This is a genomic window from Sphingobacterium sp. UBA3549, assembly GCF_002376635.1.
Taxonomy (GTDB): Bacteria; Bacteroidota; Bacteroidia; order Sphingobacteriales; family Sphingobacteriaceae; genus Sphingobacterium.
Map to the genome: position 1 here is coordinate 21,400 of NZ_DFOE01000010.1, position 17,114 is coordinate 38,513.

Consider the following 17,114-nt stretch of genomic DNA (forward strand, 5'->3'; position numbering starts at 1 on the left):
TTTTTGTTAAATTTGTTGAAACAAAAAAGAATATGTTTGATACTGCATTTGACCAAAACAATGAATCTATTTCCACTTTGAGCTTTGATGAGTTCAAGAAGATTATTGTGAATGATTATCGAACTGCCTTGGAAAGTCGTTACGTGAGTTTATTGGGACGTAAAGAAGTACTTACAGGTAAGGCTAAGTTTGGTATTTTTGGCGATGGAAAAGAATTGGCACAAATCGCGATGGCCAAAGTTTTCAGAAACGGAGATTGGCGATCGGGATATTACCGTGACCAAACATTTATATTTGCTTCAGGCATCAGTAATGTCTACCATTTTTTCTCTCAATTGTATGCCCATCCCGATGTAGAGGCAGATCCTTCTTCTGCAGGAAGACAAATGAATTGCCATTTTTCGACACGCGTTGTGGATGATCAGGGAAACTGGTTGAATCAAATGGCTCAAAAAAACTCGTTTTCAGATATTTCGACAACAGGAGGGCAGATGGCAAGGCTGCTAGGATTGGGCTTGGCTTCCAAATTGTATAAGCAGAATAGAAATTTAGATTACCTATCTTATTTTTCAAATAAAGGAAGTGAAGTTGCCTTTTGTTCTATCGGCAATGCTGCTACTTCTGAAGGTGTATTTTTTGAAGTCATTAACGCAGTAGGGGTTCACCAGATTCCGACCGTGATTTCCATTTGGGATGACGGATATGGCATATCTGTACCGAACGAAATTCAAACAACGAAAGGAGATATTTCAGAAGTGCTTCAAGGATTTCAGAAGGAAGAATTGACCAACGGGATTGAAATATTCAAAGTGAGAGGATGGGATTATGCGGGGTTATGTGAAACTTATGAACAGGCTGCCCATATTGCCCGCGAGAAACATATTCCTTGTTTGATCCACGTGACTGAACTGACACAGCCCCAAGGGCATTCTTCTTCAGGTTCACATGAGCGTTATAAATCTCAGGAAAGATTACAATGGGAGACTGACTTCGATTGCATCGCAAAAATGAAAGAGTGGATAATAAGTTCGGGAATCGCTACCTTAGAAGAGCTGGAGAAACTGGATCAACAGGCTAAAGATCACGTTCGTCAAGAACAAAAGCGAGCTTGGACCGATTATATCAAAACGTTGAGCATAGAGGCAAAGGAAGCCATAGATTTACTTCAGGGTATTCCGAACGAACGCGCCGATTTTGCTTCCAAAAAATTGCAATCGATGGTTGAACCTTCTTTAAAAGAGGTGTACGGTCAGGTTCGCAAGGTGCTGCATGAGCTGAAAGGACAGCATAGTGAAGAACGTCAGCAATTATTAAGTTGGTACAAAGAAAAGCAGGCGGTTAATGAGCAACGTTATAACTCGAAGTTGTTTACAGCTGGTGTCGATTCTCCTGCCCATGTAAAGATTGTTCCTGCTTTGTACAGTGAAGAGGCTAAAGTTGTCGACGGCCGTGAAGTCCTGAATTTATGCTTTGAGGAGAACTTTAGACGTGACGAAAGGCTGTTGGCTTTCGGAGAAGATGTGGGTAAAATTGGAGATGTGAATCAGGGTTTTGCGGGATTACAGGAGAAACTTGGTGTACATCGTGTATTTGATACCGGTATTCGGGAGAATTCAATTATAGGTAAAGGGCTTGGTTTGGCGATCCGCGGCTTCCGTCCGATAGCCGAAATCCAATATTTAGACTACCTAATTTACGGCATTACAGTAGCAAGTGACGATTTGGCAACTTTAAGTTACCGTACCTTTGCTGGACAGAAAGCACCCGTAATTATTCGTACGCGCGGCCATCGATTAGAAGGTATATGGCACTCCGGGTCGCCGATGTCGGTAATTTTAGGTGCCCTGAGAGGTTTACATGTATGCGTGCCGCGTAATATGACCCAAGCAGCAGGTATGTATAATACCTTGTTTCGCTCAGATGAGCCAGCTATTGTCATTGAATGTCTGAATGGTTATCGTCTGAAGGAACGCTTACCAGAAAACGTCGGTGAATTTACAGTGCCAATCGGTTATGCGGAATGCGTGAAAGAGGGGGAGGATATTACTGTGGTATCCTATGGCTCAACTTTACGTGTCGTTGAGGAAGCGGCCGTTGAATTGGAACGCTTGGGAATATTTATTGAAATAATTGATGCACAAACATTACAACCTTTTGACAAAGGAAAACTTTGTGCGGAATCTTTGAAAAAAACAAATAAACTGTTAATTGTGGATGAGGATGTCCCTGGTGGCGCTTCTGCCTTTATCTTACAAGAGATATTAGAGAAGCAAAATGGCTACTATTTGTTGGATAGTCAACCACGAACGCTAACTGCAAAGGCACATCGCCCGCCATATGGTTCAGATGGAGACTATTTCTCCAAGCCATCCTCCGACGATGTTGTTGAGACAGTTTATGCGATTATGCATGAAGCTAATCCAGAAAAATACCCATCTATGTTTTAATAGATGGGTATTTCTCTGAATGACCAATGCCAATATGCTAAGCGTTGGATTGATTTCTTAGCTGAATATACTTGCAGCACCGATCATTGCCGCTTTTTCGCCGAGTATGGCCGTGTAAATTTGGAATCTTTCAAATTCTTTTCGATCCGCGATGAAAATAGGCAGTGCTTTTGCAATATTGCCACCTACAATAAATAGTTCAGATGAATGTTTCTCCGAGAAAAACTGCATAAAATCAAATAGATGTTTAGCATATTCATCTTTGATAATTTGAAACTCCGCAGTTTCCCTATAATGATCTAAAATTTCTTTCAGTCCTGTCACATCCTTACCTGCTATTTCTTTGAAACGTTTTACGAACCATCGCGTAACCAGAAACTCCTCAAAGATACAATCTTCATAAGGGCTATTCCATAAGGCCGCATCAAAAGCCTTCTCGCCTTTATTCCAAACCGCAGACCCAAGCCCAGTGCCCAATGTAATTCCTAGTATCCGCTTATTCGTTTGCAGTTGTTGTACGAATATTTCGCCTTGTAAGAAAGCCGCTGCATCATTGATAAAGTGAATAGACATAGGAGAAAGTCCCAGTTCCTTAGCTAACAGAGTTTTGATATCTTGGTTGTAAAGATGGTCGTATTTGCTTTGTCCTTGTATCTTGGATATTCCATTTTCGTAGTCAAATGGTCCTGGCATGGCAATTCCGATGAACTGAATAGGAGCAGGGGAGGTGGCTATGATATCACTAATAGCTGACGCCCAGGTTTGTAAAATCGTTTTAGCATCTCCTTGAGAAAAAACGTGGTTTCTGGCCACGTTTTCTAGGTATATATTCCATTGTTTTGTGTCAATGATACAGGCAGAAATATGTGTGCCTCCAATATCAACACCTACGACATAATTATCTTGCAGCATGTTTGTAACTTTGATTTTTAAGTAGATGATCCGCGATTACAAGTGCTGCCATGGCTTCCACAATAATTACTGCTCTCGAAACAACGCAAGGGTCATGTCTTCCCTTGCCACTAGCAATAGCAGGGTTGCCATGGACATCTACCGTCTCTTGATCTCTCATGATAGTGGCAACAGGCTTAAATGCTACTTTGAACGTAATATCCATACCATTTGAAATCCCGCCCTGAATACCTCCAGAGAAGTTGGTATGCGTGTGCACTCGAGTTAAATCATGGTCATCTGCTACAAATATATCATTATGTTCGGAACCTCGCAACTCTGATCCAGCAAAACCTGAACCATATTCAAAACCATGTACAGCATTGATGCTCATCATTGCCTTGGCCAGATCCGCATGTAGTTTATCAAAGACGGGTTCGCCTAAGCCTACGGGGACATGTCTGATGACAGCCGATATACGTCCACCAACGGTATCACCAGCTTTTCTGATAGAATCGATAAATTCAACCATTTCATTTGCTGTTGCTGGATCCGCGCAACGTGCGATGTTGGATTCTCGTAAATCAAGAAGGCTCTTTAGATCTTTTGTATCCACATTTGGTGCTTCAATAGTACCAACTCCAGAAACGTGGGCGAAGATTTCTATACCAAATTGTTTTAGAAAGCTCTTCGCTACAGCGCCAGCAGCAACACGGGCTGCAGTCTCCCTTGCAGAAGAACGTCCTCCACCGCGATAGTCACGGATACCATATTTCATCTGATAGGTGAAATCAGCATGAGAAGGTCTGAAAATATCTTTGATATGTGTGTAATCTTTCGAACGCTGATCTTCATTTGGAATGACAATCGCAATAGGTGTACCTGTTGATTTTCCTTCGAATACACCGGATAATATTTGCGCTGTATCACTCTCTTTCCTTTGCGTCGTGATTTTGGATTGACCTGGTTTTCGTTTGTCGAGCTCGGATTGGATAAAATCCTCGTCTATTATTATATTTGAAGGGCAACCATCAATAATTACACCGATAGCTTTGCCATGTGATTCGCCAAAAGTGCTTATTCTGAATAAGTCGCCAAATGAATTTCCTGCCATAAAAATTAAATTTCAATAAACTTAAATAAATTTGCCTTTATATGCAATTGTAAAGCTTGAGAAGGAATACAAATTTATGGATTTGCCACCTGTCCTAAACCTTAAGGATTGTATTGCATGATTTTGTCCCAGGCGAAAAGCCTGTTGGGGTACAATAGGTGGAAACAGGGATTAATGTTGATTTAATCCCTGTTTTAATCTACTAGTCAATGACAAAAGCTTGCGCTTGTAAATGATTCCAAAAATCAGGATATGATTTTTCTACAACTTGAGGTTCAGCGATCTTGATCTGGTCAAAAACTAATGCCAGTGGTGCGAACGCCATCGCCATGCGGTGATCTTCGTAAGTATCGAAGGTGACCTCTTCAGGCTGATATACCCGTGCTGTTTTCAGGTGGTAGGTATCGCCATCTTCAATCAGCTCGGCTCCAAATTTCGCAATTTCGTTCTGTAGTGCCGCAATACGATCAGTCTCCTTGATTTTTAAAGTTTCCAAGCCTGTAAAGGATACATCTCGTTTTAACGCAGCCGCGACAACAACCACAGTTTGTGCGAGATCGGGACATTCTTTAAAGTTGAATAAGCTTATGTCCGAATCGATTATCTTTTTATTTAAATGTAATCCGTCTGATTCAAAGCTTGATTGTACACCGAAATGCTCCATAATGCTTATAATCGCAATATCACCCTGTAAGCTATTTTTTCTTAATCCAGGCAATACGATCGATGCATTCGCATCTGCCAGTGCGACGATAGCGTACCAATAGGAAGCAGCGCTCCAATCTGGCTCGACATATATTGTTTGTTTATCAAATGTCTGCGGCGCAATTTTAATCGCGTTGTTCGTCCACTCATGTTGAATTCCTACACTTTTTAACATATCCAACGTCATGGATACGTAAGGTTTGGAGGTTAATTCACCCTCAATCTCTAAAGTAAGCCCTTTTTTTAATGCTGGTGCAATTAATAAGAGGGCTGATATATATTGGCTGCTGATATCTCCCTTAATCTTGACACGGTCTTTTCCTTGAAACAGCCCGCCCTCAATCTTCAAAGGAGGGTATCCGACTTTCTTTTCATAGTGGATGTCAGCGCCAATCTCTTTCATGGCATCAACCAATATACCTATAGGACGCTGTTGCATGCGTTCCGTACCTGTAAGGATAAAATTTCCTTTGACAAGGTTGAGGTAAGCCGTTAAGAATCGCATGGCCGTTCCTGCGGGACCGATGTCAATCGTGTTGAATCCTGGTTTCGGATCGGAAGCAATCTGCAGCACATGGTTTAACGTTACCGTATCTGCAGCTTCAGAAAGGTTGGCTATTTCAACTTGTCCTTTGCTCAATGATTGGATAATAAGAGCACGGTTGCTCTCAGATTTTGAACCTGTGAGTTGAACCGTACCCTGTATTTTTTTTGAAGGATGCGTCAGCGTGATGACTTGTTGATTCATTATGCTTCTGCTGTTGGTTGTTCCTGAGTGTTCATGACCACATTTTGTTTGCGAATAGATTCGTTGTGAATTAATTCGAGGAATTTTGTCGCAAATTCACTTCCCAACGAAAGCGCCTCTGCTAATTTGGTGCGTTTTTGAACAATCTCATCCCAACGGTTTACTTGTAAGATAGTAACATTGTTATCCCTTTTGTATTCTCCGATTTTCTCTGCAATTTTCATGCGTTCCCCAATTTTTTGGATGATTAAGTCATCTAATTTATCGATGTTGCTACGCAATTCAGCTAATTTGTCTTCGAATGAAGGATTGTCGGACGCCGCCTTACGTAAAGTTAAGTGATCGATCAAATCGGCTAATGCAGCAGGAGTAACTTGTTGTTTAGCATCAGTCCATGCAACAGATGGGTCGATATGCGATTCGATAATCAATCCTTGCATATCCATATCCATTGCTTTTTGTGCGATATACGGTAGCAATTCGCGGTTTCCACAGATGTGACTTGGATCGTTAATGATTGGTAAGTTAGGACAAGCGGTTTTTAATTGGATTGCTAAATCCCACATCGGTTCATTACGAAATGCGGTTTTTTCGTACGAAGAGAAGCCTCTATGGATAGCACCCAATTTTTTAATACCAGCACGATTGATACGTTCCAATGCACCGATCCATAAAGATAAATCTGGGTTTACAGGATTTTTAACGAATACCGGAATATCTATACCTTGTAAAGCATCAGCGATTTCTTGGACAGTAAATGGATTCGCTGTTGAACGTGCACCTACCCATAGCACATCCACACCAGCAGCTAAAGCTTCTTCCACATGTTTCGCTGTAGCAACTTCAGTCGCTGTTAATAGACCAGTCTCCTCTTTTGCTCTTTTTAGCCATTCTAGGCCAATTGAACCAATACCCTCAAATTCTCCAGGACGAGTGCGTGGTTTCCAGATGCCGGCACGTAAAATATTTACTTTTCCTGTATTTGCCAACAAATGTGCTGTTGATACCAACTGCTCTTCTGTTTCAGCACTACAAGGGCCTGCAATGATTAAAGGTTTGTCTCCTGTGTCCAACCAAGATTTTAAAGGAGTGATGTCTAATGTATTTTTCATGTTAAGTTTGATTATCTATGTTATATATGCTATTGTTAATTATAATTTTTCGTTTTTGACATATTCGCCCATAATATTGAAATTGATACTATGTTTGAGAACTTTCCGGATAGCTGCTTCGTAGTCCGTCTGCTTTTTCCATTCCACGTCGACGAAAAAGTCATACTCATTGCGCTTCCCAATGACGGGCATCGACTGAATTTTGCTCAGATTGATATTTTGGTCTGCAAAACATTGTAAAATGGTTGCTAGAGATCCGACCGTATTGCCTGTTTGGAAAGATAATGATGCTTTATTTGCATTTTTATGTTCTACTACCTCATTCGATAATACCAAAAAGCGGGTAGCATTCTTTTTATTGGTTTCGATTCTCTTCTCCAGGATTTCAAGCCCGTAAACCTCAGCGGCCAGTGTGCCTGCGATTGCAGCTGTGTCAGTTAATTTGCGCTCAGCAATCATTTTTGCAGTCGCCGCAGTGTCAGAACCCTCCGTTATACGTACTCCTTCCAGCTCTGAAAGAAATTCTTCACATTGGCGAATAGCAATCGGATGCGATTCGATATGTTTGATATCTTTTAATTTCACTCCAGGCAATACCATGAGATTCTGCTGAATGTTTAGGTAGACTTCGCCAGTAATATGAAACTTGTAATCTCTTAGCAAATTATAGTTTGGTAATAGGCTTCCGGCAATTGAATTTTCGATCGCCATAACGATATAGTCGACTTTTCTCTGCTTCAGCAATTCACAAGTTTTCTTAAACGAATCACATTCGACAATTTCAACTTCTCTTCCGAAAAATTTAAATGCAGCTTCTTCATGAAATGATGCCTTTGCGCCTTGTATTGCAATTTTTAAACTCATTGTTTTTTTGTTTGCTGTTTTGTCTCCAAACAAAAAGAGTCCCGATCATTCGAACCGGGACTCTTTTGTTTGTGTTCTTATGACTTATACACAATCTAATCCCGGCTCTTATGGTTAAAATAAAAGAAGCTAAAATAGAAATATGTATATGTTTTGTTCATCCTGCTATTGTTTGATATTTCAAATGTACGAATGTTTTTTATATATCAAAGAAAAAATAAATTTTATTCTATTTTTACCTCTATATTATTGTGTTTTTTTTAAGCTTTTTAAAGTCTCATTTTTAATCATTTTTATAACATTATTTGTTGATTCAAATTTTTTTTATATTATTGATTTTTAATATTTTATGTGTTTTTTTAATTTATTTTAAGCTTTTTTTTGATTGATTTTATCGTTTAATATTTCATATAAATTATGTTTTTTTTATTATGTTTTTTTGTTTAAAAAATGTGTTTTTTATGCTAATATTTACAGTTTTTTATCCTTGTTTTTTGCGAAGAAGAAACTCATTTCCTTGGATCAATTTCTGAGTTGTATGTCAAGCGAATTCATTTTTATGGAATAAATAGGTTATTAAGGGTAGGGGTACGCCAATATTTCAATTCGATCAAAGGCAGATATCATGCGAAATTGATATTTAATCTAAGAAAGCACGATCGGTATGGAAGATTTATTGCTTATGTGTATCTTGGGGAAAAATTTATCAATCGGGATTTGGTCGGACAGGGCTATCTAATATCTTACACATCAACACAGCATATGCTGTGTGCATATTTATTTTTGAAATTGGAATATCAGCTCGTTCGGGGGAAATCGTGGACGCTGGAAATAAATAGATTTTGAATAATGATTTTTGTCTTATTAAGTGTTATTTGTAGTGTGACCGTAGCGGTTTTATTGAAATTGGGAAGACAAAATGGAGTCGAAACCAAACAAGTTATTGTTTGGAATTACCCTATGGCCGTTGCACTGACCTATTTCGTGCTGAAACCTGACTTAAAATCGCTAGCATGGGACGATATGCCGGTTACTTTGTATACATTCCTTGCGGTACTACTCCCGGGAATGTTTGTTTTTATAGCTTTATCCATTCGGTACAGCGGTTTGGTCAAGACAGAAGTCGCACAGCGTTTGTCGTTATTTATACCACTTTTGGCTTCTTTTTTTTTGTTTCATGAAAAAATGGAAGGCCATAAAATGCTTGGAATAGCGACTGGTTTATTGGCAATTTTATGTTCGATTGGTTGGCAGAGAAATAAGCCTAGTAGATTGGCAACAGATAGCCGTTATAAAGCACGTTATCCCATGTTGGTATTCATTGGTATGGGTATCATTGATATTCTTTTTAAGCAAGTCGCGCTACATGTCAGTATACCCTATATCAGCTCCATGTTTATTATCTTTGTAATGGCGATGTTTATTGCAATGTTACTGTTGCTCTATTTTCTTTTCGTGGAAAGGCAAGGTTTTTCGAAAAAAGCTGTGGGATATGGACTGGTTTTGGGAGTATTCAATTTTTGTAATATTCTATTTTATATGAAAGCACATCGGGCTTTGCCAGAAAACCCTTCTGTTGTATTTACCGGTATGAACATCGGCGTGATTTCCTTGGGCGCTTTAATTGGCGTCTTATTTTTTAAAGAAAGGTTATCGCTATTAAATTATCTTGGTATAGCGCTTTCTATTGTTTCAGTTTTAATCATAGCATATCTATGAGTTTATTTGAAGATACTTATCGGACTATTGGTGCAAAATATGAGGGGATTTTTAGGGATAAAGGTAGTAAGTTTATTGCCTACGCCTTTCCTTTTAAATCGGAAGATCAACTCAAAGAGTTGCTCTTGGAAGTGAAAGCAATCCATCCCAAAGCGAGACATCATTGTTGGGCTTATCGTTTAACACCAGACCGAGCTGTCTTTCGAGTGAATGATGATGGCGAACCGTCGGGAACGGCAGGACGCCCTATTTTAAATGTGCTATTGTCTATGGATGTCACCAACATTATCGTGATTGTTGTACGGTATTTTGGCGGTACATTGTTGGGGGTACCAGGTTTGATTAATGCCTACAAGTCGGCCACCCAGGACGCTTTAATTCGAGCAGAAATTAGCGAACGCACAGTCAATGACCATTATGGTGTCACCTTCGATTACCTCCATATGAATGATGTCATGCGGATAATTAAAGAAGAGGGGATCGACGTTGATAAGCAGGAATTTGACAATCAGTGTTATCTGGAGTTTGAAGTCCGAAAAATGCAGGTCAATCGAATTGTTGATCGGTTCGCTAAAATCGAGGGTTGTCAGTTAACTTATTTATATACGCTATGATTAACGAATCGGAATTAGTTTTAAACGCAGATGGCAGTATTTACCATCTGAATTTGTTGCCAGAAGACCTGGCCAATACCGTAATTACCGTAGGTGATCCAGACCGCGTGGCGAAAGTTTCGGCACACTTTGATCGCATTGAACTCAAAAAAGGAAAGCGTGAATTTATTACACATACCGGGTATTTGGGGAATAAACGGCTAACCGTAATATCCACTGGTATAGGTACGGATAATATAGACATCGTATTGAATGAACTGGATGCGCTTGCAAATATTGATTTTGCCAGTAGAACCGTGAAGTCCGCGTTGACCTCGCTGGATATAATACGCATTGGAACTTCAGGGGCTGTACAACAAGATGTTGAAATGGGAACTATTTTGGCCTCTTCTTACGGTATAGGTCTTGATGCCTTGATGAACTATTATAAGGCTGCTTATGACGATGAAGAGAAAGGGCTTCAGGCGGAATTAGATAAGTATTTTTCAGCATTGAACTTACAGCCTTACGTTGCCAAAGGCAGTAGGAGTCTTCAGGAGCAGATCGCTTTTGACCTACCCAAGGGGATCACATTAACTGCACCGGGTTTTTATGCACCCCAGGGGCGCCATTTGAGGGCAAATAATAGCATTCCTAATTTTGTGAGTTTAGTAAATTCTTTTCAATATAAAGCGCTACGCTTAACTAACCTGGAGATGGAAACTGCTGGTATTTACGCATTGGCCAAAATGTTTGGACATCAAGCTTTATCCATCAATGCTATTTTGGCAAACAGGGTAGATGGTCATTTTTCTTCCACGCCCGAACAAGTTGTCGACAAGGCTATACAGCTCGTTTTAGCGCGCATTTAATTTTTTTGGAGAACAACTTGTGTAATAGCCGCTTCGCGGCGGATGCGATAAAGGAGTTGATGCTGTGGACAAGATTCAAATAGAAAAGGAATTGNNCAATTCCTTTTCTATTTGAATCAAATTTAAGCATGATAAACAGCAAAATCGTAAAACTCCACAAAGACGAGCCCCCGTAGCTGATAAAAGGTAGTGGTATCCCGATAACGGGTACAATACCTATTGTCATGCCGATATTAATAAACAAGTGAAAAAATAGAATGGAGGCTACACCATATGCATAGATTCTGGCGAAGGCCGAACGCTGTCGTTCGGCAATGTGAATAATGCGTAACAGTAGCGTGAGATAGATCAGTAATAAGGTAACCGATCCGACAAAGCCCCATTCCTCTCCAACCGTGCAGAAAATAAAATCTGTACTTTGCTCAGGTACGAAGTTATATTTTGTCTGGGTTCCCTGTAAATAACCTTTTCCCAAAAGCTGTCCCGATCCAATTGCAATTTTAGACTGGTTCAAATTATAGCCCTTTCCCTTAGGATCTTCCATTTTGCCTAAAATGATGTCAATACGATCACGTTGATGCGATTGTAAGACATGGTCATACACGAGGTCCACACAGAGAATAAATACTGCACACGCCGCAAAAAGTATACTGAGATTAATAATGTATTTCCTTCTCTTGCGGTAGTTCCACATCACAAGGCCAATGAGTAATGCCAAAACCAAAATAAGTATCCATGGATTGACCAATAAAGCAAGGACGAAAAGCAAAATGCAGAGACCTCCAAATATCAGAAGCTCATTATTCACATAGCCCTCTCGGTAGAATACAAAAATCAACGAAAAGAATGCGAGCGCAGATCCAGTATCGGGTTGTAACATCACCAGAAATACAGGGAATAATACAATACCGGCCCCCATAGCCAAAGTCTGCATGGTTGGAGCCTTATTGCTTTGAGAACTTAAAAAGTTGGCCAGCAACAGGCAAGTCGAAAGTTTCGCAAACTCCGAAGGTTGTAAGCGGAAAAAACCGAGGTCGATCCAGGCCTGATTTCCACCAACATTTCGTCCTACGACCAATACGATCACAAGCAGTACAGCAGTTATACCGTAAAATATTGGTGAAGCCGAGCTGAAAAATTTAGCGTCTATGATCAAAATGGATACCCCCAAGATAATAGCGGAAACAAGATATAAAGACTGTTTTCCATAATTCGTACCCAATGTAAAGAAATTGGGCAGTTCGGGGTTAAACACAGCAGCACGGATATTGAATAAGCCAATTAAGCATAGCGCGAGCCAAAGGGTTATGGTCAGCCAGTCTATCTTCCCAAAGAAACTAGTTTTTTGATTATTCATATCTTCTCTTTATCTCGCTATGGTGAACAATTGTTTCTTTTGGTTTCGTCACAGCGGCCAGTTGCCGTTTAGATTTTAACGTGTCCGTTTTGGATTTGACTGAGTCTGTTTTTTTTACATCCTTAGTAGCCTTTGGATCCACCACTTTTTTAGGCGCAGGAAGAAAATTTGCATTATAGATGCGATCCTGGATATACTTAGGAGCAGTGATGGTGTCTTTGAGGTATTTCTCGACCATCATACTTGCAATAGGTCCCGCCCATGTTCCACCGTAACCTGCATTTTCAACAAAGACAGCAATGGCGATTTTAGGATTTTCCCGCGGTGCAAAAGCAAAGAAAACAGCATGGTTTTCCCCATGCGGGTTCTGAGCTGTACCTGTTTTACCACACATTTCGATCCCCGGAATACGATTGGACCAAGCTGTTCCCTCAGGTGTATTAACAGCATCGCTCATGCCCTGAATAACTACAGGATAGTATTTTTCATCGACACCGGCACTTATTTTTTCCGTGAATTCCTTCTTGGCAATTTTCTTTTCTCCAATTCCTTTAATCAAATGCGGTCTGTAGTAAAACCCTTTATTAGCAACGATAGCCATGATATTGGCCATTTGCAATGGCGTTATTCCCATTTCCCCTTGCCCGATGGATAAGGAAATGTTGAAACTTGAACGCCATTTATCGTTACCGTATCGTTTGGTATAAAAATCTGATGTCGGCAATAAACCTGGTTTCTCCCCGGGTAGATCAATGCCCAGTTTATGGCCAATCCCAAACTGGGTTACTGCATTGCGCCATAAATCATAAGCTTTAGGTCCCGAAAGGCCACGTCCATCAATCATTTTGGCATACGTAAAACCATAATAAGTATTGCATGATACGGCTACCGATCGCTGTAAAGTAGTCGATCCATGATAGTGCGTACAGCCCATCCATCCACGTCCACCGCCATAACTGTACCCATGCGGGCAGAAGAATACCGTGTTGCGATCAATCACACCCGCCTGTTGCGCTGTCAATGCAGATACCACCTTAAATACAGATCCTGGCGGGTAAGAAGCTTGAATAGGACGGTTAAACAGCGGTTTCGTTTCATCCTTCAATAATTTCATATAATTATTGCCAGATTGTCGTCCCACCATCATGTTTGGATTATAGCTCGGACTACTGACATAGGCCAAGATTTCACCCGTTGAAGGTTCGATAGCAACAATGGACCCCAATTTATTTTTCATCAGGTTTTCCCCTAGGATTTGAAGGTCTTTATCTAAAGAGGAAACCAGTCCTTCCCCTGCAACGGCGAGTGTGTCGTATTTCCCCTCCATAAATACACCTTTGGGGCGATTCAGCGCGTCGACCATCAGGTTATTAACACCGCGTTTCCCACGAATGAGGTCTTCATAGGAACGCTCTACACCGCTGCGGCCAATATAGTCACCACTTCGATAAAATCCATTGGAGCGTTCAATGTCCTTGTCATTTACCTCACTGACATAACCCAAAAATTGAGCCGCTATGCTATCGGGATAACTTCTGATTGTTCTCTTCTGCACATAGAAACCACGAAATTGATATTGATACTCCTGATATTGGGCCCATGTCCGTACAGAAAGCTGTTTTTCAAAGATAGATGCACGATAAGGCGAGTGTATTCTAGCCTTTTCCATCCGTTTGATAAAGCCTTCTTTATCGATATCTATCAATTTGCAAAACAGTGCCGTATCAATTTCTTTTACTTCACGTGGGGTGACCATAAGGTCATATACCGGTTCGTTCTGAACCAGCACCTTTCCTTTTCGATCCAGTATAACCCCCCTGGCAGGGTAAACAATGACCTTGCGCATCACATTACTGTTGGCAGAATGTATGTAGGAATCGTCTATGATCTGCAAATAAAATAAGCGGGCCATCAGAGTCAGTGTGATGGCGATAAAGATTCCGGAAACGACGTACTTGCGCGCAAAAAAACTGTTCATAGAAATGAATTTCTATCCATCGATCTACTATAACCGATCTTTCTTTTTGTAGAATAATATGCTAAATAATAGCATGATAATTACTGTAAATATACAACTTAAAACGATACTCAATAAGGTGTATTGGATGTGTTGGAAGGAAAAAGATTCCAATAAATACAAAAATGTATGATGAATCAATGTTCCGAAGAAGATATAAGAAAAGAACCAACGGATATTCATGAATCCCAACATTGGGGTGAAAAAAGATTCGCGTTCTTCCACTTCGAGTGTAATTTTCATGAAGAAAATGCGGAAAGCAGCTAATGCAACACAGGCCGCAGTATTGACACCTAAAGTATCATAAAAAGAATCTACGGTGAGTCCAGTTAGAAATGCGATCAAATAAACCAGAAAATTAGGCGTTCCCGTTGGAAGCAAAAAAACAAACAAAATGTAAGGAAATGCCGCGACCAGATTGTAGTAACCGATGTTTTGAAATAGGAAAACTTGCATGCCTATCAACACGATAAATCGAATAATATTAAATATTAAAATCCTAGCCATTGTCCTTTGTCGATTCTTCTAGTGTTTTTAATTCGTTATTTAACAGGTCTTTTACAACATACACATGCTGTAAGTTGGAGAAGTTGGTACTTAACAGTATTCTAAGATCTAAAAAAGCATCTCCGGAGGAGATACCCGTCTGAATGACAGTTCCAACAAAAATCCCTTTTGGAAAATGGCCCGAATATCCTGAGGTATATACTTTGTCCCCCTTGTTGACTTTAATGTGATTTGGGATTTCCTTGACCATTGCCGCGCGATAGTCCATGCTATTGCCCCACACCAACGAACCAAATACTTCAGTATGACCGAGCGTAACCGATATTCTCGTGTCAGGATGCAACAATGATTGAACCGTCGAGAAATGGGGTGAGACATTTAAGACAATACCTACTACACCATTGGGGGCGATCACACCCATTCCGCGCTCGATACCATCCTTACTCCCTTTATCAAGTGTAATTGTATTTGCTTTTTGGTGAATGCTGTTGTTGATGACATTCGCAATAATAAATTCATAACGCCCAAATTCGCTGCTATCAATAGCTGGTACAGGACCAATGTTGATGCTGTCAGTTGACCGATAGGCCTGTAAGTCCTTTCTCAATTGCGCATTTTCTCTTGCGAGCGCATCGTTAGTTTCATCGAGGTGAAGATAGCTTTTCCAGGAATTGACTTTTGCATAAAGGCCTCCGATGATACTATTCGAAGAATTTAAGACCGAATTACGTTGGAAAGAATTATTGGTGATGACCAAAAATAAAGAGAATCCAAAAAAGAGGATAAACCAAAAGAATGCATTATATCGTCTTAGGAATAACCAAAGGTTTCTCATTTTTTAATGTGGGTATTTAATAAGCAAGCGATATAATAGTTTTGCATATTATATCGCTCTTTAATAAAATATTGTTATTAATTATCGAACGGTTAGGATTGCATCAAAAATTTAAATCGTCCGATATTTTTAAGTGCAATACCAGTTCCTCTTACGACAGCGCGTAATGGGTCTTCAGCAATGTGCACTGGAAGTTTAGTCTTAGCTTGTATACGACGGTCCAGACCGCGTAATAACGCACCACCGCCAGTCAGGTAAATACCTGTTTGATAAATATCTGCTGATAATTCTGGGGGAGTAATTTCTAAAGCTTTTAAGATCGCCTCTTCAATTTTTGAGATGGATTTATCCAGACAATGGGCTATTTCGGTATAAGAAACAGTGATTTGTTTAGGAACACCAGTCATCAAATCACGCCCTTGAACAGCAAAATCTGCGGGTGGTTCCTGCAATTCCGGAAGAGCAGCACCCACTTCAATTTTTATTTTTTCAGCCGTACGTTCACCAATCATGATGTTGTGTTGTCGTCTGATGTATTGAACGATATCGGAGTCAAAGTTATCACCCGCAACGCGAATAGACTGGTCACATACGATACCCGACAAAGCAATGACTGCTATTTCGGTAGTACCACCACCGATATCAATAATCATATTACCCATCGGTTCTTCCACATCAATCCCTATACCTACAGCAGCGGCCATGGGCTCGTGAATCAAATAGACTTCCTTAGCACCAGCAATTTCAGCGGAGTCGCGTACCGCTCTTTTTTCCACCTCTGTAATACCAGAAGGAATACAAACAACCATACGAAGCGAAGGGAAAAACCAGCTCTTGCCATTGTTTACTAATTTTACCATTCCTCTGATCAAATGCTCAGCAGCCGTAAAATCAGCAATTACTCCATCACGTAAAGGACGTACTGTCTTTATATTGTCGTGTGTCTTACCCTCCATTTGCATGGCTTGGCGGCCAATGGCGATCACTTTATTTGTGGTGCGGTCAAATGCAACAATAGAAGGTTCATCAACTACTACTTTGTCATTATGAATTATTAGGGTATTTGCAGTACCCAAGTCAATCGCAACTTCTTGCGTAAACCAATTAAATAAGCCCATCTGCTAATCCTTAAGCTATTTTAGAATAATATGCAAACCTACCAAAAAAAATTAATCTTTTTGAGGTTATACATCAAAAAAAGATATTATGAAAGTAAATTCTATCTGGAAAAAACTGTCTTTAAATTTAACGAATATAATCTGTAAATGTTACGTGCTAGGCGAAGTTATTTTAAATTGGATGACCCTGTAGACAAGGATGAAACATTTGTTTT

15 protein-coding genes are annotated in these 17,114 nt (G+C 40.1%); 5 read left to right on the forward strand and 10 right to left on the reverse strand.

The genetic code is table 11. The features are described 5' to 3' along the window. Nucleotides 1–32: 32 nt before the first annotated feature. A complete protein-coding gene (locus tag B2W36_RS06255) occupies nt 33–2,447 on the forward strand; it encodes an alpha-ketoacid dehydrogenase subunit alpha/beta (protein ID WP_293886904.1) in 2,415 nt (804 codons plus the stop codon). A 57-nt stretch (nt 2,448–2,504) separates the two neighbouring features. Here the strand turns inward: B2W36_RS06255 and B2W36_RS06260 are convergent, their stop codons facing one another. The 5 genes from B2W36_RS06260 to B2W36_RS06280 all read right to left on the reverse strand — a co-directional run bounded on the left by B2W36_RS06260 (nt 2,505) and on the right by B2W36_RS06280 (nt 7,881). Beyond that, nucleotides 2,505–3,359 carry an ROK family protein gene (locus B2W36_RS06260; RefSeq protein WP_293886906.1) on the reverse strand — a complete coding sequence of 285 codons (855 nt, stop codon included), beginning with the start codon at nt 3,357–3,359 and terminating at the stop codon, nt 2,505–2,507. After that, a complete protein-coding gene (gene aroC, locus B2W36_RS06265) occupies nt 3,346–4,452 on the reverse strand; it encodes a chorismate synthase (RefSeq protein WP_293886908.1) in 1,107 nt (368 codons plus the stop codon). The genes B2W36_RS06260 and aroC overlap by 14 nt, the downstream gene beginning before the upstream one ends. Nucleotides 4,453–4,654: 202 nt before the next feature. After that, a complete protein-coding gene (aroA, locus tag B2W36_RS06270) occupies nt 4,655–5,905 on the reverse strand; it encodes a 3-phosphoshikimate 1-carboxyvinyltransferase (RefSeq protein WP_293886910.1) in 1,251 nt (416 codons plus the stop codon). Beyond that, on the reverse strand, nt 5,905–7,017 hold the full coding sequence (locus tag B2W36_RS06275; RefSeq protein ID WP_209578803.1) for a chorismate mutase: 1,113 nt from the start codon (nt 7,015–7,017) through the stop codon (nt 5,905–5,907). Before B2W36_RS06275 ends, aroA begins: the two co-directional genes overlap by 1 nt. Before the next feature lie 39 nt (nt 7,018–7,056). Beyond that, nucleotides 7,057–7,881: a prephenate dehydratase gene (locus B2W36_RS06280; protein ID WP_209578802.1), complete on the reverse strand. Its 825-nt coding sequence runs from the start codon at nt 7,879–7,881 to the stop codon at nt 7,057–7,059. A 633-nt stretch (nt 7,882–8,514) separates the two neighbouring features. Here B2W36_RS06280 and B2W36_RS22620 point away from each other — a divergent pair. Genes B2W36_RS22620 through B2W36_RS06295 form a run of 4 tightly spaced genes read left to right on the forward strand, consistent with a single transcriptional unit; the run spans nt 8,515 to nt 11,065 of the window. After that, the gene (locus tag B2W36_RS22620) at nt 8,515–8,727 is read left to right on the forward strand and encodes a thermonuclease family protein (RefSeq protein ID WP_409530114.1); all 213 of its coding nucleotides are present in this window, start codon (nt 8,515–8,517) and stop codon (nt 8,725–8,727) included. A gap of 3 nt (nt 8,728–8,730) precedes the next feature. After that, entirely contained in the window at nt 8,731–9,600 is an 870-nt protein-coding gene (locus tag B2W36_RS06285) for an EamA family transporter (RefSeq protein WP_293885661.1), read from the forward strand. Then, nucleotides 9,597–10,214: an IMPACT family protein gene (locus B2W36_RS06290; protein WP_209578799.1), complete on the forward strand. Its 618-nt coding sequence runs from the start codon at nt 9,597–9,599 to the stop codon at nt 10,212–10,214. The genes B2W36_RS06285 and B2W36_RS06290 overlap by 4 nt, the downstream gene beginning before the upstream one ends. Continuing rightward, nucleotides 10,211–11,065 carry a nucleoside phosphorylase gene (locus B2W36_RS06295; protein ID WP_209578798.1) on the forward strand — a complete coding sequence of 285 codons (855 nt, stop codon included), beginning with the start codon at nt 10,211–10,213 and terminating at the stop codon, nt 11,063–11,065. The genes B2W36_RS06290 and B2W36_RS06295 overlap by 4 nt, the downstream gene beginning before the upstream one ends. Here the strand turns inward: B2W36_RS06295 and rodA are convergent. From rodA to B2W36_RS06320, 5 genes are all read right to left on the reverse strand, one after another. Then, a complete protein-coding gene (gene rodA / locus B2W36_RS06300; RefSeq protein WP_293886912.1) occupies nt 11,037–12,422 on the reverse strand; it encodes a rod shape-determining protein RodA in 1,386 nt (461 codons plus the stop codon). The two genes, B2W36_RS06295 and rodA, sit on opposite strands and share 29 nt — an antisense overlap. Beyond that, nucleotides 12,415–14,400 carry a penicillin-binding protein 2 gene (gene mrdA / locus B2W36_RS06305; protein ID WP_209578796.1) on the reverse strand — a complete coding sequence of 662 codons (1,986 nt, stop codon included), beginning with the start codon at nt 14,398–14,400 and terminating at the stop codon, nt 12,415–12,417. The genes rodA and mrdA overlap by 8 nt, the downstream gene beginning before the upstream one ends. 27 nt (nt 14,401–14,427) lie before the next feature. Then, nucleotides 14,428–14,946 (reverse strand): rod shape-determining protein MreD, encoded by a 519-nt coding sequence (locus B2W36_RS06310; RefSeq protein WP_209578795.1) that lies wholly within the window; start codon nt 14,944–14,946, stop codon nt 14,428–14,430. After that, nucleotides 14,939–15,781, reverse strand: coding sequence for a rod shape-determining protein MreC (mreC, locus tag B2W36_RS06315; RefSeq protein WP_209578794.1), 843 nt, complete (start codon nt 15,779–15,781; stop codon nt 14,939–14,941). The genes B2W36_RS06310 and mreC overlap by 8 nt, the downstream gene beginning before the upstream one ends. A 92-nt stretch (nt 15,782–15,873) precedes the next feature. Beyond that, nucleotides 15,874–16,899, reverse strand: coding sequence for a rod shape-determining protein (locus B2W36_RS06320; protein WP_046671815.1), 1,026 nt, complete (start codon nt 16,897–16,899; stop codon nt 15,874–15,876). Nucleotides 16,900–17,114 lie beyond the last annotated feature (215 nt).